We start from the raw sequence: 21,896 nt of genomic DNA, 5'->3' as shown, positions 1-21,896 counted from the left end.
GTCAGTGCCGGAAGTGTCGCACTCCGGTCACCACCATGGCCATCCCATGTTCGTCGGCCGCGGCGATGACCTCCGCATCCCGAACAGAGCCGCCCGGCTGGATGACGCAGGTCGCACCCGCCCGGGCCGCCTCGTCCAGGCCGTCCCGGAAGGGGAAGAAGGCGTCCGAGGCCACCGCGCTCCCCTGGAGGGCCGCTCCGCCGCGCTGCATCGCGATTCGGACCGAGTCCACCCGGTTCGTCTGTCCGCCGCCCTGCGCCAACAGCTGGCTGCCCGAGGCGAAGACGATGGCATTGCTCTTGACGTGCTTGCACACCTTCCAGGCGAAGCGCAGGGCGCGCTCCTCGTCCGGTGTGGGTGCCCGTTTGGACACCACCTTCCAGCCCAGCTCCGGCTCCACCGCGTCCCGGTCCATCAGCAGCAGGCCCCCGGACACGCTCCGGCCGTCCAGCTGGGCCCTCGGCCGCGCGGTCGGCGACGCCAGCGCCGCGCCCGCCTCCAGGAGCCGCAGGTTCTTCTTGGCCGCCAGCACCTGGAGCGCCGCCTGCGAGTACGACGGGGCGATGACCGCCTCCAGGAACGTCTCCGCCATCGCCTGCGCCGTGGCCTCGTCCACCTCGCGGTTGAACGCGACGATTCCGCCGAACGCGGAGGTCTCGTCCACCGCCCGCGCCGTGCGGTACGCCTTCACCAGCGCGTCATCCACCGCCACGCCACACGGCGTGTTGTGCTTGATGATGACCGCGGTGGGCCGCTCGGCGAACTCCAGCGCCAGGCCCAGCGCCGCGTCCAGGTCCAGGATGTTGTTGTACGAGAGCTCCTTGCCCTGGAGCACCTTGGCGAAGCCAACCGTCGGCTCCGAGGGCGCGGAGTGCTCGCGGTAGAAGGCGCCGCGCTGGTGCGGGTTCTCCCCGTAGCGCAGGTCCTGCGCCTTCTGGAACGACAGCGACAGCTCTCCGGGGAAGGGCTCGCCCGCTTGCGTGGACAGCCACGCGGAGATGGACGCGTCGTAGGCCGCCGTGTGCGCGAACGCCTTGCGCATCAGCTTGCGCCGCGTCGCCTCGCCCACCGCCTTGTGCTGCTCCAGCTCCGCGAGCACCGACGGATAGTCGTCCGGGTCCACCACCACGGCGACGTGACGGAAGTTCTTCGCGGAGGCGCGCACCATCGCCGGCCCGCCGATATCAATCTGCTCGATGACGTCCGCCTCCGCCGCGCCCGACGACACCGTCTGACGGAACGGATACAGGTTCACCGCGACCAGCGAGATGGGCTCGATGCCGTGGGCCTTCATCTCCTCGCGGTCCGACTCCAGCTCCAGGCGACCGAGGATGCCGCCGTGGATGCGGGGGTGGAGCGTCTTCACGCGGCCTCCGAGAATCTCGGGACTCTGCGTGTGCTCGGACACCTGGGAGGCGGGGATGCCGGCGCCCTTGAGCGCCTCCAAGGTTCCCCCCGTCGACAGCAACCGGAACCCCAGGTGAACCAGCCCCTGGGCGAAGGGAACCAGACCGCGCTTATCGGAAACGCTGAGGAGAGCCAGCACGTGTGCGCCTCGGTGTGCGGGAAGCGGCGGTAGTAGCAACCACCCCCTGGGGTGTCAACGCAACACGTCGGCGCGACGTTGGCGGCACAAGGCCGCCGGTCGATTCAGGGCTTGCGGGCCGAGACAGGCGGCTCGGCTTCGGTGGCCTCGCGCAGCTTCATCAGCCCGCGCGTCTCCACCTGACGGATGCGCTCACGGGTGAGGTTCATGATCTCCCCCACCTCCTCGAGCGTGATGCCGCCCTTCTCCGCCACGTCCAGGGCGCAGGTGTGCTCGAGCTCCCAGATCTCCTTGTCCGGGAAGTTGAGCTTGATGGACCCCGTCTCCGGGTTCACGTCCAGATACAGGTTGTGCTTGCAGGAGACGAACATGCACGGACGCGGTCCGTTGACGCAGTCCGCGCGCGTGCGCGGCCGCGTGTCGTCCATCTGCTTGAGCAGGTCCGCCTCTTCCGGGTCCACCTGCCCGGTGAGCCGACGGCGGCGCAAATCACGCGCCATCTCCTTGCGCGACATCGTCTTGGACCGTCGGCGCTCCTGTGCCAGGTCCTCTTGCGCCTGGTCTCCGCCCTCCTCCACTTGCTTCACTTCCGACATGTCCCCTCCACGTGAGGCCAGTCTAACCGGGTCCACCGGTCGCAGGGCCGGCATCTTATTTTATTGCGAACTCATCGTTTCGTCTTCGCGTGCGGTCACCGCGCTGCCCAGCCGGGCCACGTCCCGGACCAGATCCTGCGCTCTTTGCCGCAGCGTTGCCAACTCCGCCTCGAGCGAACGTCGATGCTCCCCCCCGAAGGCGCGCTCTCCCAACTCCTCCTGGAGCCCATCCAATAGACCGCCGAGGTCGCGTTCCACCTGGTCGATGTGGTTGCGGTGGAAGACGAAGGACTTCTTGATGTCCTCCAGGGTGTGCCCCTCCGCCATCATCTTCTTGATGACATTGATACGGCGCACCGCTTCCACGGGGTAGAGCCCCAGGCTCCCCTGGTGCTTCCCCTTCCGCCCCACCCGGCGACTCCTCGGTAGCAACCCCGCCTGGACGTACTTGCGGAAGGTCGCCTCCGACAGCCTCACGCCCCTCGGACGAAAGATTTCAAGGATGGCGCTCGCGGGCAGACCGCCCGCGTTCTCGCGCTCGATCCGAGCAATCTCGTCGGGAGCCAACAGGTCCATCGGTTCCATTGAATATAAGCCACTCAGTAGAAGACACTGAGTGCCAGAAACGACCATTCGGTGTCAAGGCAGACCGCTACAGGACTGTTGTGCTGTCGGCCTGTTCACGCTTTCGAGAGCGACGGCGAGCGCGCCCGCGCCCGAGCGAACGGCGCTTCGGACGAAGTGCGCGCGGACTCGGAGGACCCCTCGGTTTTCCACGAGACGAAGCGCGACACGGGGTGACAGGAGACCCGGCGCGCGACGCGGACGCGGAGTGATGCGGGGCGGACGGCGGGCCGGGTCAGCTCACGGCGCGCGGAGAAGGCGCGCGCGGAGACGACACGAGGCCTCGGGGTACGACGTCGATGCGGAGGTTCAACGACCGCGCGGCGGTCGGAACTCTCGCGTCACCGTGCTGCCCGCGGTGAGGGTGACGACGAAGAGCTTCTCTCCCGCCGGGTGGTGGAAGAGCAGCTTGTAGGTGCCCGGCGCCACCTTGAAGGTCGCTCGCCCGGAGACCTCGCCGAGCTTCCGCCCGTCGAGGTACACCGTGGCGTACGGCGTGGCCCGGACGAGCAGCGTGCCCGTGCTCACGGCGGCCTGCGACGAGGGCTCGGGGACGGACGCCCCCTTCGAGGGAGTCGGTCCCGCCGCAAGCGCCTCCTCGCGCTTCATTCCCTCGACCTCGGCTTCGGAATCCGAAGAGGGCTCCGCCGCCGGGCTCGCGGAGTCGCCGGTTCCCGCTTCCGCGTTCGGCGCGGCGGGAGTCGGACCCGTGCCGCCACGCGCGCTGAACTCGCTCGGCGCGGGGGCCCGAGCAGCAACGGCCTCGGGTGGAGTCGTCACCGGAGAGACAGGAGGAGCCTCCGCGCCGCCCGGCACCGGGCTCCATCGCTCCCGCGTCACCACGACGGCGGACACGAACAGCGACAGGCCCAGACCGCCGACGAGCGCCCACGTCCTCGGCCGCCGCCACTTCGACGTCGCGGCGCTGCCCGGCGATGAATCCGTGACGGTGGGGACCTCACTGCCCGACAGGGACTGGGGCCCCCCTGCCCTCGCATCGAGCACCGCGGCGGCGGAGACGCCCGTCGCCGGTCCATCCGTCGACGACCGCGCACGGCCCTGGCTCGCGTCTCGTTGCGCCCAAGCGCCCGAGTGGCCCCGGTCCAGCGCCCCGTCGCCGACAGGCGCTGGAGCTCCCTGCAGCCCGGGCCAGGACGGCGCCGCCCCCTCGGACTCGTCGGCCGAGCGCTCCGAGACCTCGTCGTCACGCGTCGCGCTGGAGTCCCGGCGCGCGACAGCGGCCACATCGCCCGGGCGGCTCGGCGTCCGAGCAGGCACCGCGCCGATGGGCAGCGCGACCGACGATGTCCCCTCCGGGCGGCTCGGGCGCACCGAGACCAGCGGCGCGGCCACGGGCGGAGTGAGCCTCCGAGGCACCGGTGACGACGCCACCGCCGGCAGCGGCATCATCGGCGTGGCCATGGGCGGCAACGGAACGCGGGGCGCCTCCATCTCTGCCTCGTCGCGCCGAGGCAGCACGAAGGTGGACGCATCGAAGTCCTCGTCGGGCGAGGACGGTGCTCCCCCACCCGCGCGCCCCGGCCGCATCACCGCGGTGGGCTCCCTGCGCGACGGAGCCAGCGGCGCCACGTCCTCGTCGTCACCCTCGGGCACCTGCTCGCCCGGGAGCACCTGCGTGCGCTCCTGCACCGCGGGCAGCGCCATGGTGGGCGTCGTGGGGAACAACCTCCGCAGGAAGCCGGCCAGGTCCGTGTCATCCACGGAGCGGGCGTGGCGCAACACGCACTGCGCCAGGGCGCGCTCCAGCTCTCCCGCCGTCTGGAACCGCGCGGCCGGGTCTCGCTCCAGCGCGCGCATCACCACCGCGTCCAGCTCCGCGGGCACCTCCGGGTTGAGCCGTGCCGGGGGCGGGATGACGCTCTGCTGCACCGCGCGCAGCACCGCCAGCTCCGAGTCCCCGTCGAACAGCCGCCCGCCCGTCAGCATCTCCCACAGGACGACGCCCAGCGCGAACAGGTCCGTGCGCGAGTCCACGTCCTCGCCCCGCGACTGCTCCGGGGACATGTACGCGAACTTGCCCTTGAGCATCCCGGGCTGCGTGAGCTTCTTGCCCGCCTTGGCGATGCCGAAGTCCGTCAGCTTCACCGCGCCGTCGTACGAGAGCAGCACGTTGTGCGGCGTCACGTCGCGGTGCACCAGGTCCAGCGGGTGCCCGTTCACCTTCAGCCGGTGCGCGTAGTGCAGCCCCCGGGCGACCTCCGCGCCGATTTGCGCCACCAGCATCGGCGGCATCGGCTCCATCAGCTCCTTGCTCTTGCGTCGCAGCTCCCACAGCGAGCAGCCGCGCACGTACTCCATGGCCAGGTAGTACGTGTCCTCGTGCTTGTCGAAGTCGAAGATCTGCACCACGTTCGCGTGGTTGAGCCGCGAGGCCAGCCGGGCCTCCGCGATGAACATCCCCACGAACTCCGGGTCGCTCGCCAGGAACGCGCGCACCCGCTTGATGACCACTTCCTTCTCGAAGCCCTCGGCGCCCCGGGCGGTGCAGAGATAGATCTCCGCCATCCCGCCCTCCGCGAGCTTGCGGCGGACGACGTACTTGCCGATCTGCGTACCGGCGAGGAGCGTCAAGAGAGCTTCCGGAGCATGTGCGCTATTCGAACTTCACGCTCACGACGTTCAAGTCGATGGGCTTCACTTCGATACGTCGACTGAGCGTCTTCTTGAGGTCGGGATTGAAGAATTTGCAGTCGTAGCTGCCGACACGCAGCTCTACCGCCTCGAAGGGCGTCTCGCCCAGCTTCTTCCCCCCACACGTCACCTCGGCCCACGGCCTGACGGCGAAGCGCACCTTCGCCATCCGCGTCTCCCCCCGGACCTCCTGCCTGGGCGGCCGAGGAGGCGCCACCACCGGGGCCACTCGCGCCTCCGGCTGCAGCGTGAAGCGCTCCACCTGCTCGGGCCCGGCGCCCACCGTGACGGTGCGCTCGCTCGGGTGGTGCTTCGCGGCCTCCACGCGGACGGCCAGCGCCACGCCCGGCGCGGACTCCACCACCAGCGGCGCCGCCCCCTGCTGGCGCCCATCCACGTACACGAGCGCCTGCGCGGGCTGCGACTCCAGCCGCAGACGGACCTTCTGCGCGGCCCGCGCGGGAGGCGGCTCCACGGGCGCCTGCTCTGGAGCAGCGACGGGCGGCGCGGGCGCCTGCTTCTCCGCCGGCGCCACCGACACCAGCTTCAGCACCCCCAGCGGCACCGGCCCCGAGGACTGGACCTCCAGCTCCGTCCTCAGCTCCTGGTAGCCCTCCAGGGACACCAGGAGCGCGTAGCGCCCCTCCGGCATCCCCGGCAGGGTCAGCGGCGTGCGCTCCGCGAGCTCGCGCCCGTCGAAGACCACCCGCGCACCGGCGGGTTCCGTCTCCAGCCGCGCCTGCACCGGCACCGACTCGCCCGGCTTCATCCAGGCCCACAGCAGCACCAGCACCACCAGCCCCAACCCCACCGCGGGAATCCACCAGCCCAGCCGTGACGACGTGGTCGCCGGCGGCACCTCGCCCGTGCGCGCCGCGCCCTTCTTGCGTCCCGGCCGCGACATGCCCAGCGACAGCGTGGGCGCGTCCTCCTCCTGCTCCTCGACCTCCACGCGCGGCAACGGCAGCGACAGCCGGGACGGCCTCGACGGCGGCGGCGACGCCAGCTCCGGCATCGCCAGCGTGGGCGCGTCCTCCTCCACGTGGTGGCCGTGGTGCACGACGACAGGGACGGCCCGCGTCGGCGGCCTGCCCTCGGGCTTCGGCTCGGTGGCCGCCTTCACGTCCGTCAGCGTGGCCCTGGAGGCCGCGCGTCCGTCCATCGTCGGCGCGTCCTCCTCCACCCGGGGCACCGCGGGCATCCCCGCGCGCGACGCCCGCTCCGGCACGGCCGAAGGCTCCAACGCCCGGCGCTGGCCCGTCAGCCGGCCCGCCGGCGACTCCAGCGCGATGCGCCCCGTGTTCCGCGTCTGCCCGCGAGGCCGCAGCGCCGCCGTCTCGCCCTCGGGCGCCACCGCCGAGCGCGACAACGAGGGCCGCAGCGCACTGCGACGCGGGGCCTGCTCCTGGCGCCCGGAGCCCGACGCCGGGTCGGAGTCCTCCATCGGCACCTCGCCCGAGCGCGCCTCCGACGCCAAGCGCTCCGCGTAGATGTCCTTCATGTACACGGCGACGTGCGCCGTGGACGAGGGCAACCGGTTCGCGCTCAGCCAGTCCTCGAGCGCCAGTTGCAGGTGGACCGCCTCCTGGTAGCGAGCCACCGGGTCCTTCGCGAGCGCCTTGAGGACGATGGCGTCCAGGTCCTGCGGCACCCGCGGGTTCACCTGCGAGGGCGGCAGCACCTTGCACTCGGCCACCGCCGCCAGCGTCTGGATGTCGCTGGGGCGCTTGAACAGGCGCGTGCAGGTGAGCAGCTCGTACAGCACCACGCCCAGGGCGAAGATGTCCGCCCGGCAGTCCACGCGCTGACCCGCGGCCTGCTCTGGGGACATGTACGAGTACTTCCCCTTCAGCACGCCCGAGCGCGTGACGGTGGCCTGGTCCGCCGCCTTGGCGATACCGAAGTCCACCACCTTCACCCCCCCCTCGAACGTCACCAGGATGTTCTGGGGGGACACGTCGCGGTGGACGATGCCCAGGGGCCGCCCCGTCGACGGGTCCGTGCGCTTGTGCGCGTAGTCCAGGCCCGAGCACGCCTCGATGAGGATGCGGCACACCAGCGGCACCGGCACCGGCTGCCCCATCGCCTCCGACTGCTTCCAGATGCGCCGCAGGTCGTCGCCATGGATGTATTCCATGGCGATGAAGAACGAGTCGTCCTGCGCGCCCAGGTCGAAGATCTGCACCACGTTCGCGTGGTTCAGCCGCGCGGCGATGCGCGCCTCGTCCAGGAACATCTTGACGAAGTCGTCGTTCTCCGCGAGGTGCGGAAGGATTCGCTTCACCACCACCAGCTTCTCGAAGCCCTCCGGGCCCTGCTGGCGCGCGAGATAAAGCTGCGCCATCCCGCCCATGGCGAGTCGCTTCAGGAGCTGGTACCTGCCATACGTTTCAGTGGTCACGGCGACCTGACCGGCACTCCACAGGGATACCCACGGCCCGTGGCCTACCGGAATCCGGGCGCGGCGAAGTCCCGAGCGTAAGCCCACACGACAGGGGGGTCAAACCCTTGTAGGTACGGCGGAACCTGATAATCCCGGCCCGCGCTACCGCCGGGCCACCCGGACCTCGCGCGTCTCGCGCATCAGCGCCTCCAGCTCGTCCAGGTGCCGCTTCAACACCGGCATCAGCACCGGCGCCCGATCCACCCGGTCGAACAAGTCCAGGACGCGATCCACCTTGCGCTCGATTTCCTGGGCTCGCGCCGGCGAGATGCGACGAAGGAGGAGGTCGGCGCCGGCCTCCATCAGGGCGCGGGCGACGGCATCCCGGGACGCGAGCGGCTCTTCCTTGCGGCGGCCCTCGCCCTGGATGACCCGCAGGCCCGGCGAGCGCGCCGCGCTGGGGCGGGCGGGGCTCGTCGTCTTGGTTCCTTCGGAGTCTGGGGACATCACCGGGTGCCTCCTCGGCGGGAGCGGGTACGACCTCAGGGTACACACCGTGAGGAGCGCTCCAATTTTCTGGTCATCCGCACAGGCGGAAGCAGACCTGTAGCACCCGGGACCGACATGAACGTCGAGGGCCGGATGACCGGCCCTTCGACTGGCTCACACCTCCTGTCTGCAAGCCCCCGCCCGCGCCCGCCCGCTCACCCGGCGTCGCAGGAGCGGCGGTAGCTGATGGACACCTTGGCGCCAGGCGCCGGCACGTTGGTGAAGACCACGCTGTTGGTGGGCGCGTCGTAGCGCCAGCCCGTCGTCACCGGGGCGCCATTGACGGTCACCGTCACGCTGCCCGGCTCCGGCGAGTCGCTCAGCGGGAAGCGGTCCTGGGCGGAGAAGGCCTTGTTGGCCACCGCGGACAGGAGCGGGCCGTAGTTGGCCGCGCAGACGTTCATCACCTCACCGCCGGTGCGCGCGGTGGCCTCCGCGTAGCGCGTGCCCGTGCCGCCCGCGGTGCCACACGCCGTCGCCGTGGGGGCGATGGCGTAGAACGTCGCGCGCTGGGGCTGGTTCTGCCCCTTGAGCTGCTGGGCCCACGCCACGTAGGTGTCCACCGCGTCCGGCGAGTGATCATCCTCGTCGCCCACGAACACCACCACCAGGGCCGCCGCGTCGCGCAGGAAGCCCAGGTTGCCGTCGCGCGGCAGGGGCGTGCGCGGGTCATCCGCGTTGTTCACCAGGGGCGGCGACAGCGCCCGGCGCATCGCCTCGAAGCCCTGCTCCACCTGGGCGCACTGCCCCACCTGCACGTTCTGCTGGAGCAGCGTCGTCAGGTTCGGCGTGGCCTGGGTGAGGATGCGCGGCCGGGCGTTGTCCGCCGGGAAGAAGCGGCCGGCCTCTCCACCCTGCGCGCCACCGGGGCACACGTTGGAGACGGACGTGATTCCCGTGGTCGTGACGGCCACGTGCATATCCACCTGCTTGGCCAGCGCGGCGTCCACGAAGGACGGAATCGCCGAGACGAGCCGCGGGTGCTCCTCCACCATGGACGCGGTGTTGTCCACGACGAAGAGCACGTCCACCTTGCTCACGTCCTGCTGCGTGAAGTGGTCGGTCTTGTCCGTGCGCTTGGAGGACTCGCCGATGAGCGGCACCAGGAGCGGCGCGGCCAGGTCGTCGGAGCTGACGAACAGCGGCGACAGGTTCATGCCGTACACCTGCGCGGTGTAGTCCAGGTCCACCGTGAAGGCCTCGCCCGGCTGCAGCGTGAAGGGCAGCGGCGTCGGCACGCCGCTCACGGAGAACTCGCCGTCCGTGGTGCCGGGGCCAATCCACACGTTGGACACCGACACGGGCATGGTGCACGCGTTGAGGTAGTTCACCTCGCGCGGCTCGGGCGGACAGTCGCGCCGGGCCACGCCCCAGTCCACGTACCAGGGCGACGGGATGAGGCACGTCGCCTGCGCGTTGGCGATGAGCGGCACCAGCACCACCGGGTTGGCCGGCTCCATCTGCTCCACCTGCAGCGTGCCCGCGAAGGTGCCGCCGGTGACGGGCATCTGCACCGCCACCTGGAAGCTGAACCAGTCGCCCGGGTAGATGATGACGCCGAAGAGGTCGCCGCCCGGCATGCGGAACACGCCGCCGTCGCTGTCGCGCAGCTGGATGTTCTTCACGGGGCACAAATCACGCCCCTTGTTCTCCAGCTTCACGCCCAACACCGCGCCCCGCCCCGGCGGCACCGTGCCGAAGTCCAGCGCCATGGGCGTGACGGCCAGCTCGCAGGGCGCGTGCGCCAGGGCCGTGCCCCGGAAGTCCATCTGCACCGTGGCCGCGGAGAACGCGTTCGTGGTCATCACCAGCGCGCCCGACGCGGAGCCCGTGCGCGTGGGCTCGTAGAAGACGGGGATGTTGATCTCCTGCCCCGGCTGCAGCGTGTGCGGCATCGTCAGCGGCGCGTGGTTGAACTGCCCTGGGCCCGCCGGGTCCGGCTGCCAGGTGAGCGACTGCAGCGTGAGCGCGCCCGCGTTGGACGAGCCGCAGTTCTTCACGTTGACCATGACGCGCGTCTTCGAGCCCAACGGCTGCATGCCGAAGTCGTACGTCACCGGCGACACGCACAGCTCCGCCGCGCCGCCGAAGCCCTTGAGCTTCACGTCCGTCGTCGGGTGGCGCTTGCTCACCACGTGGTAGCGCGCCATGTCCTCCGCGGGCCCCATGTGGCCGGGGCTGTAGCGCAGCTGGAAGCCGCGCACCTCGCCGGGCTGGAGCACCAGCGGGAAGCCCGTGTTCGCCTGCGAAAAGGACACATCCAGCCCGTCCAGCGTGAGCTGGTTCACCGTCATGGGCTCGGTGCTGATGTTGCGGATGCGCGACTCACGCAGGGCATCGCGGTCCACCGGCACCGAGCCGAAGTCCACCACCGGAGGCTCGGCCACCACCGCCTGCTCCAGCGACTCGGCCGCCACCAGCACCGGCACGTCCGCGCAGCCCCGGCACGGCGTCACCGCCAGCGCCACCTGCTTGCGCCCCACCTTCACCGGGTTGAACTGGATGGGCAGCTCCACCGTGCCGCCCGGCTCCACCACCACGGACTTCGCCACGAACTCGTCCTTGTCCGCGCCGACCAGCCGGGGCGTCACCTCCACCGCCAGCTCCGTGGGGTTCTCGAGCGACAACGCCAGCGTCTTGCTGGAGTCCGCCTCGATGCGCCCGAAGTCCAGCGCGCGCGGAGACACCCGCGCCCACGCGTCCACGCCCAGGCCCGTGAGGGGCACGCGCAAGAGCGGCTCGATGCGCGTGTCCGAGCGCACCACCAGCATCGCCGGCTGGCCCCCCTCCTTCGTCGGCGCGAAGCGCACCTTCAGCGACGCCGCGCTCCCCGGCGCCAGGCTGTGGGGAACGTCACTGGTGAACTCCGCCCGGTAGGCGCCTTCCGGCCCCTCCACCCAGACCTCGTTCACGTCCACCGGCGCACGCCCCACGTTGCGCAGGGAGATCTCCGTCTCGCGTGCGTCGTAGAGCGCGACCTTCTGGAAATCCATCCCACCCGGGGTCGCCGTCAACCGCCCGTCCGCGAGCGTCGAGCGCTCGCGATCCGCGCACCCCGCAACCAGCCCCAACACCGCGAGGGCCACAATGCCCAAGCGCCCCGTCATGGCTTCCACCCTTCCCCGCGCCCATCGCCCTGTGCCGCTTGCTTGCCGCCAGTGAGGCAGCCGAGCGGACCCGTTGGCGAAACTAGGCACCCACCCAGGGGCGGGCAACCACCCACGAGGGCCAATCCCGGTGTCAGGGGGGCCTGCGACGTCCGATTTCCCTCAAATCTTCGGGATGCGCAGCGTCTTGGAGATCATCGCGCTGCCGCTGGCCGCGTACAGCAGCACCAACGGGTGCATCACCAGGGGGCCCACCTGCCAGGTGCCCCCCAGCAACGCGTCGCCGATGCGCCCCATATAGGTGGCCACCGCCAGCACCAGCACCAGGGCCAGGCTGGTGGGGATGGGGGTGCCCTCGAAGTACTTCACCTTCCCCGTCGGATCGGCCAGCTCCGCCGACGTGACGTTGAAGCGCGCCAGCCGGCTGATGCCGCAGGCCACGAAGTACAGGAGCACCGCCACGTCCAGCGCCCCGCGCATCCCCACCGCGAACGCCAGCGCCGCCGGCGCCATGCCGAAGGAGATGACGTCCGCCAGGGAGTCCAGGTCCGCCCCCAGGGGCGACTTCTTGAAGCGCCACCGGGCGATCCTCCCATCCAGGACATCCATCACCAGCGCCAGGGGCATCAGCGCGAAGGCCACCCACATCCAATGCACCTGCCCCGTCGCCAGGTACTGCATCGCGGCGAGGATGGTCCCCGCTCCCGCGAAGCCGTTGCCCAGCGTCACGAAGTCGGCGAGCACGAAGGTGCGGATCATCGAGAAGTGGCGGCGCGGGCGGCGGGCTCGCGGCTGCTCGGTCGTCATATTCGCGCTCTCCTAGCACAGGGAACCCCCACTGCCGGTCCCTCGCTGTCGTGTTTCATGCCGCGGTGCGTCTGAGTTCAGGCTCTCAGGAATCATCGAGTGCGAGAAAACTTTTGACGGGTGAATCAGCCCCTTCCTACGCTCGACGACTGCCATGCATCCAAACCCAACCGTGTCCTCCCCGCGAGGGGCGTCCTGGAAGTCCGGGCGCTCTCGCTGGCACCTCACCCTTTTCGCCGGCGTGAGCCTGGCGCTCGCCACGGCCTGTGGTGAGGATGATGATGGGAAGCCCACCCCGCCAGCGCCGGAGGAGCCCGCGAAGTACGAGGCCACCATCCGCCGCACGGCGCATGGCATCCCCCACATCATCGCGGACGACCTGGGCAGCCTGTCCTATGGCCAGGGCTTCGCCTTCGCCAAGGACCATGTCTGCATCCTGTCGGACCAGATCCTCAAGGTCCGCGGCGAGCGCGCCCGCTTCATGGGCCCGGGCCCGGGCAACACGTACGCGGGCAGCGACTTCGGCTACCGGGTGCTGGCGCTGGACAAGAAGGCGGAGGCCGCCTTCCCCAAGCTGCCGACGGACGTGCAGGAGATGTTCAACGGCTACGTGGCGGGCTTCAACCGCTATGTGAAGGAGACGCCGCCGGACAAGCTCCCCGCGCCCTGCACGAACGCGCCCTGGGTCAGGCCCATCAGCGCGGTGGACCTGCTGGCCTATGACATCAGCGTGGGCCTGGCGGCCAGCAGCTACCAGCTCATCCTCGCCATCGCCGCGGCCACGCCCCCCATCCCGGGCGCCGGCAGCGAGGGCCGCCCGGCCCCCGGCAGCTTCAAGGTGGAGCGCCCGGAGTGGAGCAGCGTGGGCAGCAACGGCTGGGCCATCGGCGCGGAGCGCTCGGCCTCCGGCCACGGCATGGTGGTGGCCAACCCGCACTTCCCCTGGGAGGGCGAGCTCAAGCTGTGGGAGAGCCAGCTGACCGTCCCCGGCCAGCTCAACGTCTACGGCGTGGGCCTGCTGGGCGTGCCCGCGGTGCTCATCGGCTTCAACGAGCAGGTGGCCTGGACGCACACGTTCTCCTCCGGCCAGCGCATGACGCTCTACGGGCTGCAGCTGGTCCCCGGCAACCCCACCCGCTACAAGTACGGCACCGAGGAGCGGGACATGGTGGCCCAGGACATCACCATCCTGGTGAAGCTGCCCGAAGGCTCGCTCACGCACATCACCCAGCGCTTCTACAGCAGCCACTACGGCCCCGTCATCGTCATCCCCGGCACCGCGCCGTGGACCGCGCAGTCGGTGCTCACCTACCGCGACGCCAACGTGGACAACACCCAGCTGGTCAGCCAGTTCGTGGGGATGAACCGGGCCAAGAGCCTGGAGGAGTTCCAGAACGTCTACGCCAACGTCCAGGGCATCCCCTGGGTCAACACCATGGCGGCCGATCGCGCGGGCAACGTCTGGTACACCGACGCGACGCCCACCCCCAACCTGTCGCCCGTCGCCATCGGCACCTGGCGCGCGGCCTCCGCCGGCGCGGACCCGACGACGGCCGCCATCTGGAACAGCATGGGCCTGGTGCTGCTCGACGGCAGCAACCCGGAGAACGAGTGGCGTGACGCCGCGGGCGCGCGCGGCCCGGGCCTGGTGCCCTTCAGCGGCGTGCCGAAGCTCGCCCGCCGCGACTTCGTCTTCAACGCCAACGACAGCTACTGGCTGGCCAACCCGAACCAGCCGCTCACGGGCTTCTCGCCCCTGCACGGCCTGGAGGACGTGGGCCAGACGCCGCGCACGCGCATCAACGCCAAGCTGCTGATGGAAGAGAACGGCGCGTCGGGCGCGGACAACAAGTTCACCGTGGCGGAGCTGGAGAACGCCATCCTCAGCAACCGGGGCATGGTCTCCGAGCTGCTCAAGGACCAGGTGGTGGCGCGCTGCACGGGCGTGAATACGGTGCAGTACAACACCACGCTGATCGACATCCGCGCGGGCTGCGCGGCGCTGACCGCCTGGGACGGCCTGTTCAACGCGAACAGCCGGGGCGCGGTGCTCTTCCGCGAGTTCTCCGGTCACCACACCATGGGCACGCTGTCCAACGGCGGCACCCTGTTCGCGGTGCCCTTCAACGCCGAGCAGCCCGTGACCACGCCGCACACGCTGGCGGCGGCGCCCGCGACGGGCGCGGACCCGGTGCTGCAGGCCCTGGCCGTGGCCGTCTACCGGCTCCAGGTCGCCGGCATCCCCGTGGACGCGCCGCTGGGTGAGGCGCAGTACTCCACCCGCGTGGACGGCAAGAAGATCCCCATCCACGGCGGCGGCAGCTACGACGGCACGGCGAACATCGTGTCGTGGGGCACGCTCAAGTCCACCACGCCGGACTCCGACTTCAGCGCGGTGCGCGGCAACACCGTCATCAACTCGCGCACCAACCTCACGGACCAGGGCTACGTCATCAACAACGGCAGCAGCTTCATCATGGCCATGGGCTTCACCGACACGGGCATCGAGGGCCGCGCGGTGCTGACCTACAGCGAGTCCAGCGACAAGAGCTCGCCGTACTACGCGGACCAGACGGAGCTGTTCTCCAACAAGCAGTGGCGGAACATCATCTTCACCGAGGAGGCCATCAACGCCGCCAAGGTCGAGGAGACGAAGATCTCCGGCAACTAGCCCCGACGCCGTCCGGGCGCGCGCGCCGCACGCGTGAGCGCCCGCTCGAGGCACCCCAGGCCCCTGCCCTTGTGGCGGGGGCCTTCTTTTTTCCGGGTACCCGGGCGGCGCCGACCCGCCCCCGCTCGGGGCCGCGGGACGTCGCGCCCGCGAGTCCGCCACGCGACAGCGGCCGGGGCGCGGGCAACCTCGAGCCGACACTCGACGCGACGAGGGGACGAGCGTCATGTCGGGCGGGCGATGTCCGCCCCCTCGGGCGGGTGGCGTCACGGCGGGGCGAACCCAGGATGCGCGGGCAGACCGCCCGGCACCGCGAGCAGCACGCGGTGAAACGGCCCCGGGGGGACCGGTACTGCGAAGGAGTGGGAGCGCACCATGACGACGACACCCGTCTACAAGACCGCCATCATCGACAGGGTCTTCTTCTTGCGGTGGGAGTCACCCCCCAACCGGCAGGACATCCAGAGCGTGTTCCAGCAGATGCGGGACGCGCACGCACGGCCACAGCCGCCCCTGGTGCTGGTGGCGAGCCTGTCCTCGAAGTCCGCCGTCCCCAACAGCGAGCAGCGCACGAACCTGTCCGCGTTCCAGACGGATGCGCGGCCGCTGTTCACGGAGATCCACGCCATCGTCGAGGGCAATGACCTGCAGTACAACCTCCAGCGCGTCATCATCGCCGGCATCAACATCGTCACGGGCACCTACGACAAGACGCTCCAGCGCGTGCACCAGCGCGCCGAGCAGGTGGCCCCGCTGCTCTCCGGCACCCTGGGCGTGGACGGGCCCCGGGTCATCGAGGAGGCCCGCAGGCGCGGCGTGGTGTGATTCACCGGCCCGGGCGTCGGCCCGCACTCACGCGGGCTGGCGCACGGGCTCCTCGGTCCGCGGCCGGGCGCGGGCCTTGACGTAGCGGTGGTCGAAGAGGTCGACGTAGAGGTACTCCGGCCACGACACCATGGTGTGGGCGCCGAGCATCACCCCCCGCATCAGCTCGCTCACCATCATCCCCGCCGCGGTGGTGGCGCCCACGACGCAGGTGGGCGCGGGGCCCTTGCCCGCGAAGCACGCCTCCATGGCGGCCCGATGCAGGTAGTCGCCCAGATGCGGGATGATGGCCGGCAGGTCCACGCGGCCATCCGGAAGGATGTAGAGCGCCTCGTACAGCGGGGCATCCGGTTGGAAGACATGCAACGCCGCGCCGAAGCCCAGCATCAACCCCGTCATCGCCGGGACGCCGCGCTCGCGACACCCCTTGTGGAGGGCCTGCTTCGCGCGCGCGCCCGCGATGTCGATGACCTCCACCACGTAGTCCACCGGCGGCAGCACCTGGGTGCCCGCCAGCACGTCGGTGACGTTGTCCTCGGTGATGCCCTCGTGGACCAGCCGCAGGCGCAGGTCCGGGTGGATGTCCAGGCACATGCGCCCCACCACGTCCACCTTGGACGCGCCGAGCGTGCTCTCGAAGCACCCCACCTGCCGGTTCATGTTGTGGACCTCGTAGGTGTCGAAGTCGGCGAGCGTCAGGCACCCCACGCCCAGCCGCGCCAGGTCCACCGCGCACTGGCCGCCAGCCCCTCCCACCCCGGCGACGAGGACGTGCGTGCGGGCCAGCCGCGCCATCACCTCGGCGCTCACCACTCCCAGATTGCGCTCGAAACGGGGCTCCACCATGACGCCTCCCCCTGCTTCCCGGGGAGCGTCGCGGTGCGCGTGGGTCCTGGCGCCCTCGCGTCTCTCCAGGGCCCGTCGATGTGGTCCTCGTCCCCCGCTGCCGGGAGGGGCCGCCGCCCCGGGATGTTCACCAGTCCGCCTCCCCCCGGGAGGGTGTCCGGCGCACGGCACTCGGCACGTCCAACGGCCCCAGCCGTCAGGCCCGCGCCACACCCGTGATGTGCCTGCTTCAGTCGTGAAGCGGGGTCTTTCCCACCACACCCGCCAGGGCATGTCAGACGGTTGCTTCACAGTGGACATCAGGCGTGAAGTCCAGGGATAGGAGGCACTCCGCGAGTTTCGTGTGTTCAAACTCTGGCGTGAATTCTGCTCAGCGGGTGACACGGCACGGAGGAGCCAGGACACCGGCACGCGGCCTCTTCCGAACCCTCTTCTTCGATTCGAGGTCTCTATGCGTTTGAGGTTCAGCCTTCTTGTCTGTCTGACATTCTTGTCATTGGGTTGTGGGAATTCCGAGCCGCCCGCCACACCGGAGGCGCTGCGGGACAGCGCGACGGAGGCGCTGGCGACGAACAGCTCCGCGCTGTTGGGCGTGGCGAGCCCCGCCAGCGCGCGGAAGGCGACGCGCGAGGTGCTCTTCGGAGACCTGGCGCACTACCGCTTCGAGCTCAAGGTGGGGCCCGGCGAGCATGACGTGGTGACGGTGCACCGGGTGGTGCGGGAGAGCGCGCCCTGGTGGCCCGCACGGGCGCAGCGGGCGGTGTTCATGCTGCACGGCGACGCGTGGGGCTTCGACGCCGCGTTCCTGTCGAGCGTGGGCTCCGCGCACGTGCCCAGGGAGCAGTCCATCGCCGCGTACCTGGCCCAGGAGGGCGTGGACGTGTGGGGCATGGACATGCGGTGGGTGGGCGTGCCCGCGGGGCAGCAGGACTTCTCGTTCATGGCCGGGTGGAACCTGGGCACGCACGCCAAGGACCTGGGCGCCAGCATCCTGCTGGCCAAGACGCTGCGGTTGACGAATGGCAGCCTGGGCTCGCTGCACCTGCTCGCGTGGAGCCGGGGCGCCATGGTCGCGTACGCGTATCTGAACGACGAGGCGCGGCTGCCCAGGGGGCTGCGCCAGGTGGATGGCTTCATCCCCGTGGACATGGTGATGCGCCATGCCCCGCGGGACGCGGAGCAGCAGGCCTGGGCCTGCGGGCGTCACGCGGCGCTGAAGGCCCGGCGGGACTCGGGCATCTACGAGGGGGGGCTGCTCGGCTCGGCGCCGGGAATCACGTTGCAGGCCATTGGCCAGCTCGCGGCCCTGGCGCCGTCGGCGCCCTCTCCGCTGCTGCCGGATGATGTCTTCGGCCCCGGCACGGGTCGGCCCACCAACCGCCGGGCGGCCATCGTCTCCGCCGCGGCCACGGGCGCCCTGTTCAAGCCGCTGGAGCCGCTCGCGCCGGGCTACCACCTGATGGCGGGCAAGCCGGACGCGACGGGGCTGCCCGGCAGCCTGACGTACACGTCCGAGCCCTACCTCTACGAGTACGCCCAGCGCGCGGCGCCCTACCAGAGCCTCAACGAGGTGGTGGAGTCGGATGCGTGGACGTGCGGGCTGGACGTGCCCTACGACGACCGGCTGGGCCAGGTGAAGCTGCCGGTGCTGTACGTGGGCGCGGGCGGCGGCGTGGGCGAGTACGGCGTGTTCTCGACGTCGCTGCTGGGCAGCAATGACGTGGTGTCCCTCATCGTGAGGGACCACCCGGTGGCCGAGCGCGCGCTCGACTTCGGTCACGCGGACCTGTTCCTCGCGACCAGCGCCCGTCAGCGGGTGTGGCGGCCCATCCTCCAGTGGGTGCGCGCCCACTGACGCCCGGCCGTCAGTCCTGCTTCCACAGGCCGTGGCGCCGGGCCCGGCGACCCAGCGTCACCGGGTCCATGCCCAGCGCCATGGCCGCGCGGCGGAGCACTCCCCCATGGCGCTCGAGCGCTTCGCGGATGAGCTCGCGCTCCACCCGCTCCAGCCGGGCGCGCAGGGAGCCGTCCCCCGCCAGCTCGTTGCGGGGCGGGGACGCGGACACCAGGCTCGGCGGCAACAGCCGGCGCGACACCACCTCGCCCGGCCGCGACAGCAGCACGGCGCGCTCCAGCACGTTGCGCAGCTCACGCACGTTGCCCGGCCACGGATAGGCCCGCAGCATGTCCTCCACGTCCTGGGACATGCCGCTGGCCGAGCGGCGCAGGGTGCGGTTGAACAGGCCCAGGAAGTAGCGCGCCAGCTCCGGGATGTCCTCGGGCCGCTCGCGCAGGGGCGGGATGTCGATGGTGAAGCTGTTGAGCCGGTAGAACAGGTCCGCGCGGAAGCGCCCCGCGCGCACCTCCTCGCCCAAGTCCTTGTTGCTCGCGGCCAGCACGCGCACGTCCACGTGGCGCACCTGGGTGCCGCCCACCGGACGCACGTCGCCCGTCTCCAACACGCGCAGGAGCTTCGACTGCAGGTTGGGGGTGGTGTTCTCGATTTCGTCCAGGAAGATGGTGCCGCCGTTGGCGAGGACGAACAGGCCCGGGTGGTCCGCCACCGCGCCGGTGAAGGCGCCCTTCACGTGGCCGAACAGCTCGCTCTCCAGCAGCGTCTCCGTGAGCGCGCCGCAGTCCTGGATGACCAGCGGCGCCTCGCCGCGTCCGCTGAGGCGGTGGAGGATGCGCGAGAGCACCTCCTTGCCGGTGCCCGTCTCGCCCTGCAGGAGGACCGCCACGCGGTGCGGGGCGACCAGGCGCACCATCTCCATCACCCGCTGCATGGCGGCGCTGCGAAGGCCCACCTCCTCCTCGCCGCGGCCCCCCGGCACCGAGGGCAGGGCCTGCGACAGCGCGCGCTCGCGCAAGAGGTTGCGCTCCAGCTCCAGCGCCATGCGCCACTGCTCGGTGCGCACGCCCCGCTCGCGGCCTGCCTGGAGCACCGCCTGGAGCACGGCCTCGGGAGGAGGTGACTCACCGAGCGCGCGGAAGACGAGCCCCGCGTTGAACAGGGCCACCAGTCGCTCGGGCGCGGCGGGCGCGCAGTAGATGATGCGCGAGGTCAGGTCGGACGGCGGCCCCGCGGAGGACAGGTCCACGTCCTCGGCCGGCGCGCCCAGCCCCGCCACCAGCGCCAGCGCGCGCTCCTCGTCGCGGCCGCAGACCAACAGCGCCGCCGCGTCGCCTCGAGACAGGAGCGCCTGGGCCTCCTCGGCGCTCGACGCGAAGTGCGGCACCGCCTGGCCCTCGAGCGCGGCCCGCACGTCCTGGGCCTCCTCGTCGCTGGCGAACGCCACCACCACGTGGAGCCGCGCGGTGGCCAGGTAGCGCGCCAGCTTCACCCCATCCGAGTCCTCGAAGGCGTGGAAGAAGACGCCGAGCGCCGTCACCGCGCCGCCCGTCTCGTGTCGCCAGCGCACGTCACCGCGGGCGCGGATGTGCTCGCCCGAGTCCGGCAGGGAGAAGGACAGCTCCATGGACTCGCCCTCGCACGGGCCTTCCTGCGGGCCGTGTGGCGTGGCGATGAGGCCGATGCCGGTCTCGCTGATGTTGACGGCCCAGCACCCAGGGAGCGCGGGCTGCGTCACCACCTTCACGTACAACGGCTTGCGCTCGCTTCGAGGGGCGTAGGCGGACACAGGCCGCGTCATGACGCCCGCAGTCTACTTCACGGATGAAGCCTTGCTGGGAAATTGCGGCGGTAGGCGAAAGACAATGTCGCCGTCCGGCCGTGGAGGGGCGGTGCGGGCAAGCCCGGTGGCGCTGTGAGGGTGGAAGCCGACTCAGGTCTGCTCCGGGTGGAGCAGCAGGCTCATGAGGAGGTCGTCCACCCAGACGCCCTGCTCGGTGCGGAGGAAGTCTCGGCGGATGCCCTCGAGGACGAAGCCGAACGAGCGGTAGAGGGACTGGGCGCGAGGGTTGTCGCCCCGGACCTGGAGCTCCACGCGGTGGACCCTGTCGCCGTTCGCGTCGCGGTGGACGCGCAGCCACGCGAGCAGATGGCCCAGCAGCGCGCGTCCCACGCCCAGGCCCTGGGCCTCGGGGTGGACGATGAGCCAGAGCACGCCTCCGTGGCGCAGCATCCGGTAGCTCGGCCTCAGGAAGGAGGCCTCGCCCCACAGCGCGCCTCGGGGTCCGGTCGCGACGAGGGGGAACGCGGTGCCGTCCTGACGGTGGAGCCCCGCGGCCTCGCGTCGGGCGGCGAAGGCGGTGATGTCCGCGGGCAGCTCCTCCGGAAGCTTCACCACGCCCTCCCGGGCCTTGGCGACGGCGCGCTCCAGCTCGAACAACGCCGGGCCGTCCTCGGGCGTCGCCTCGCGGATGAGGCAGGGACGACCATCCTTCAGCGACAGCGACACGGGCGGGAAGCGCATCGGTGCATCCTTCATCGAGCAAGACGCCGGACAGCGAGAAAACAGGGGCACGCCACACGCTGCAAGAGCCCCCCGCATGGGCTGGCTGGCACGAAGACAGGGACGCCCCGATAGCAGGACCATGGGCGCGACGGGGCGGAGAGACCGGGCCTGACTCGCTCGCGAGTTCGAGGCATGATGCGCACGCAGATGAGGGGGAGTCCCATCTTGACGATGACCACCACCGCGAGCCCTCGCGGCGAGGAACACGAGCTCGCGCTGCTGCTCGGCGGACGCTGTCGGCGATGCGCCGAGCGGATCCCGGGAGGAACCGCGCTGCGCGGCCGCCCCTGCCCTCGTTGCTCGGAGGCCACGCTCCCCAGCCCCGAGGACCGCGCCGTGCTCCACCAGCTCGCCACGCAGCGCGCCACGGTGCGCCTGAGCGTCGCGGTGGTGGGCGTGGCGGCCGCGGCCCTGGTGGCCAGCTGGGTGCCGTTGCTCACGTCGTTCCTCCTGGTCGCCGCGCTGGTGTGGCTGCGGGTGACGCTGGTGACGCCCGCGCTCCAGTTGCTCTCGCTCCAGCGCAAGCTCGTCGCGCGCTGGACGCTGCGACTGGCCGCGGGCTGCTTCGTCGCGCTGTCCGTCCTCGTGCTGGAGCTGTTGACGCTGGTGCCCGGACTGGGCGCGCTGGCGAAGGTGGCGCTGAGCGCGGGACAGGTCGCCGTTGCGGGCCTCTTCGCACGTCGCTACCTGGCGTGGCAGACCGGGCGAGAAGCCCAGGGCGTGCCCGTCGCCTGGTGGGAGATGGGCCTCCTTGCAGCGTGGATGCTCCTGTTACTCGCCTTCACCACGGCATCGGTGCTGCTGGTCCTCTACGTGCTCCAGTCGCTGGGGCTCGTGCGGGAGTTCCTCGTCATGCCGGTGGGAGGCTGAGC

15 protein-coding genes are annotated in these 21,896 nt (G+C 70.9%); 4 read left to right on the top strand and 11 right to left on the bottom strand.

Going from position 1 to position 21,896, the window contains the following annotated elements; all coding sequences use genetic code 11:
• Nucleotide 1: 1 nt before the first annotated feature.
• From purH to pssA, 8 genes are all read right to left on the bottom strand, one after another.
• Nucleotides 2-1,546 (bottom strand): bifunctional phosphoribosylaminoimidazolecarboxamide formyltransferase/IMP cyclohydrolase, encoded by a 1,545-nt coding sequence (gene purH / locus LXT21_RS26620; protein WP_254041004.1) that lies wholly within the window; start codon nt 1,544-1,546, stop codon nt 2-4.
• A gap of 104 nt (nt 1,547-1,650) precedes the next feature.
• Complete coding sequence (locus tag LXT21_RS26615; protein WP_141322767.1) at nt 1,651-2,142, bottom strand: sigma factor-like helix-turn-helix DNA-binding protein; 492 nt, start codon at nt 2,140-2,142, stop codon at nt 1,651-1,653.
• Nucleotides 2,143-2,202: 60 nt separating this feature from the next.
• Nucleotides 2,203-2,727 carry a MerR family transcriptional regulator gene (locus LXT21_RS26610; RefSeq protein ID WP_223750101.1) on the bottom strand — a complete coding sequence of 175 codons (525 nt, stop codon included), beginning with the start codon at nt 2,725-2,727 and terminating at the stop codon, nt 2,203-2,205.
• Nucleotides 2,728-3,075: 348 nt separating this feature from the next.
• Nucleotides 3,076-5,358 (bottom strand): serine/threonine-protein kinase, encoded by a 2,283-nt coding sequence (locus LXT21_RS26605; protein WP_254041003.1) that lies wholly within the window; start codon nt 5,356-5,358, stop codon nt 3,076-3,078.
• Nucleotides 5,359-5,380: 22 nt separating this feature from the next.
• Nucleotides 5,381-7,819 (bottom strand): protein kinase domain-containing protein, encoded by a 2,439-nt coding sequence (locus LXT21_RS26600; RefSeq protein WP_254041002.1) that lies wholly within the window; start codon nt 7,817-7,819, stop codon nt 5,381-5,383.
• 144 nt (nt 7,820-7,963) lie between these two features.
• Nucleotides 7,964-8,308 carry a hypothetical protein gene (locus tag LXT21_RS26595; protein WP_046713170.1) on the bottom strand — a complete coding sequence of 115 codons (345 nt, stop codon included), beginning with the start codon at nt 8,306-8,308 and terminating at the stop codon, nt 7,964-7,966.
• Nucleotides 8,309-8,505: 197 nt separating this feature from the next.
• Nucleotides 8,506-11,457 carry a choice-of-anchor D domain-containing protein gene (locus LXT21_RS26590; RefSeq protein WP_254041001.1) on the bottom strand — a complete coding sequence of 984 codons (2,952 nt, stop codon included), beginning with the start codon at nt 11,455-11,457 and terminating at the stop codon, nt 8,506-8,508.
• 162 nt (nt 11,458-11,619) lie between these two features.
• Nucleotides 11,620-12,264 (bottom strand): CDP-diacylglycerol--serine O-phosphatidyltransferase, encoded by a 645-nt coding sequence (gene pssA / locus LXT21_RS26585; protein WP_254041000.1) that lies wholly within the window; start codon nt 12,262-12,264, stop codon nt 11,620-11,622.
• A gap of 154 nt (nt 12,265-12,418) precedes the next feature.
• Between pssA and LXT21_RS26580 the strand changes: the two genes are divergently transcribed.
• Together LXT21_RS26580 and LXT21_RS26575 are read left to right on the top strand one after the other, a co-directional pair.
• Nucleotides 12,419-14,935 (top strand): penicillin acylase family protein, encoded by a 2,517-nt coding sequence (locus LXT21_RS26580; RefSeq protein WP_254040999.1) that lies wholly within the window; start codon nt 12,419-12,421, stop codon nt 14,933-14,935.
• 375 nt (nt 14,936-15,310) lie between these two features.
• Nucleotides 15,311-15,760, top strand: a complete 450-nt coding sequence (locus LXT21_RS26575) for a DofA protein (RefSeq protein WP_254040998.1) — start codon at nt 15,311-15,313, stop codon at nt 15,758-15,760.
• Nucleotides 15,761-15,787: 27 nt separating this feature from the next.
• Here the strand turns inward: LXT21_RS26575 and LXT21_RS26570 are convergent, their stop codons facing one another.
• Complete coding sequence (locus tag LXT21_RS26570) at nt 15,788-16,606, bottom strand: ThiF family adenylyltransferase (protein ID WP_254040997.1); 819 nt, start codon at nt 16,604-16,606, stop codon at nt 15,788-15,790.
• Between the two features lie 496 nt (nt 16,607-17,102).
• Between LXT21_RS26570 and LXT21_RS26565 the strand changes: the two genes are divergently transcribed.
• Entirely contained in the window at nt 17,103-18,461 is a 1,359-nt protein-coding gene (locus LXT21_RS26565; RefSeq protein ID WP_254040996.1) for an alpha/beta fold hydrolase, read from the top strand.
• A gap of 10 nt (nt 18,462-18,471) precedes the next feature.
• On the opposite strand, the gene LXT21_RS26560 is transcribed toward LXT21_RS26565, so the two are convergent.
• Together LXT21_RS26560 and LXT21_RS26555 are read right to left on the bottom strand one after the other, a co-directional pair.
• Nucleotides 18,472-20,259: a sigma 54-interacting transcriptional regulator gene (locus LXT21_RS26560; protein WP_254040995.1), complete on the bottom strand. Its 1,788-nt coding sequence runs from the start codon at nt 20,257-20,259 to the stop codon at nt 18,472-18,474.
• 132 nt (nt 20,260-20,391) lie between these two features.
• Nucleotides 20,392-20,982, bottom strand: a complete 591-nt coding sequence (locus LXT21_RS26555; protein ID WP_254040994.1) for a GNAT family N-acetyltransferase — start codon at nt 20,980-20,982, stop codon at nt 20,392-20,394.
• A gap of 207 nt (nt 20,983-21,189) precedes the next feature.
• Here LXT21_RS26555 and LXT21_RS26550 point away from each other — a divergent pair, with 207 nt between their 5' ends.
• On the top strand, nt 21,190-21,894 hold the full coding sequence (locus tag LXT21_RS26550) for a hypothetical protein (RefSeq protein ID WP_254040993.1): 705 nt from the start codon (nt 21,190-21,192) through the stop codon (nt 21,892-21,894).
• Nucleotides 21,895-21,896 lie beyond the last annotated feature (2 nt).

Source organism: Myxococcus guangdongensis, from assembly GCF_024198255.1.
Classification (GTDB): domain Bacteria; phylum Myxococcota; class Myxococcia; order Myxococcales; family Myxococcaceae; genus Myxococcus; species Myxococcus guangdongensis.
The sequence above is the reverse complement of the archived record's forward strand: the minus strand, read 5'-3'. Positions and strand labels throughout refer to the sequence as shown.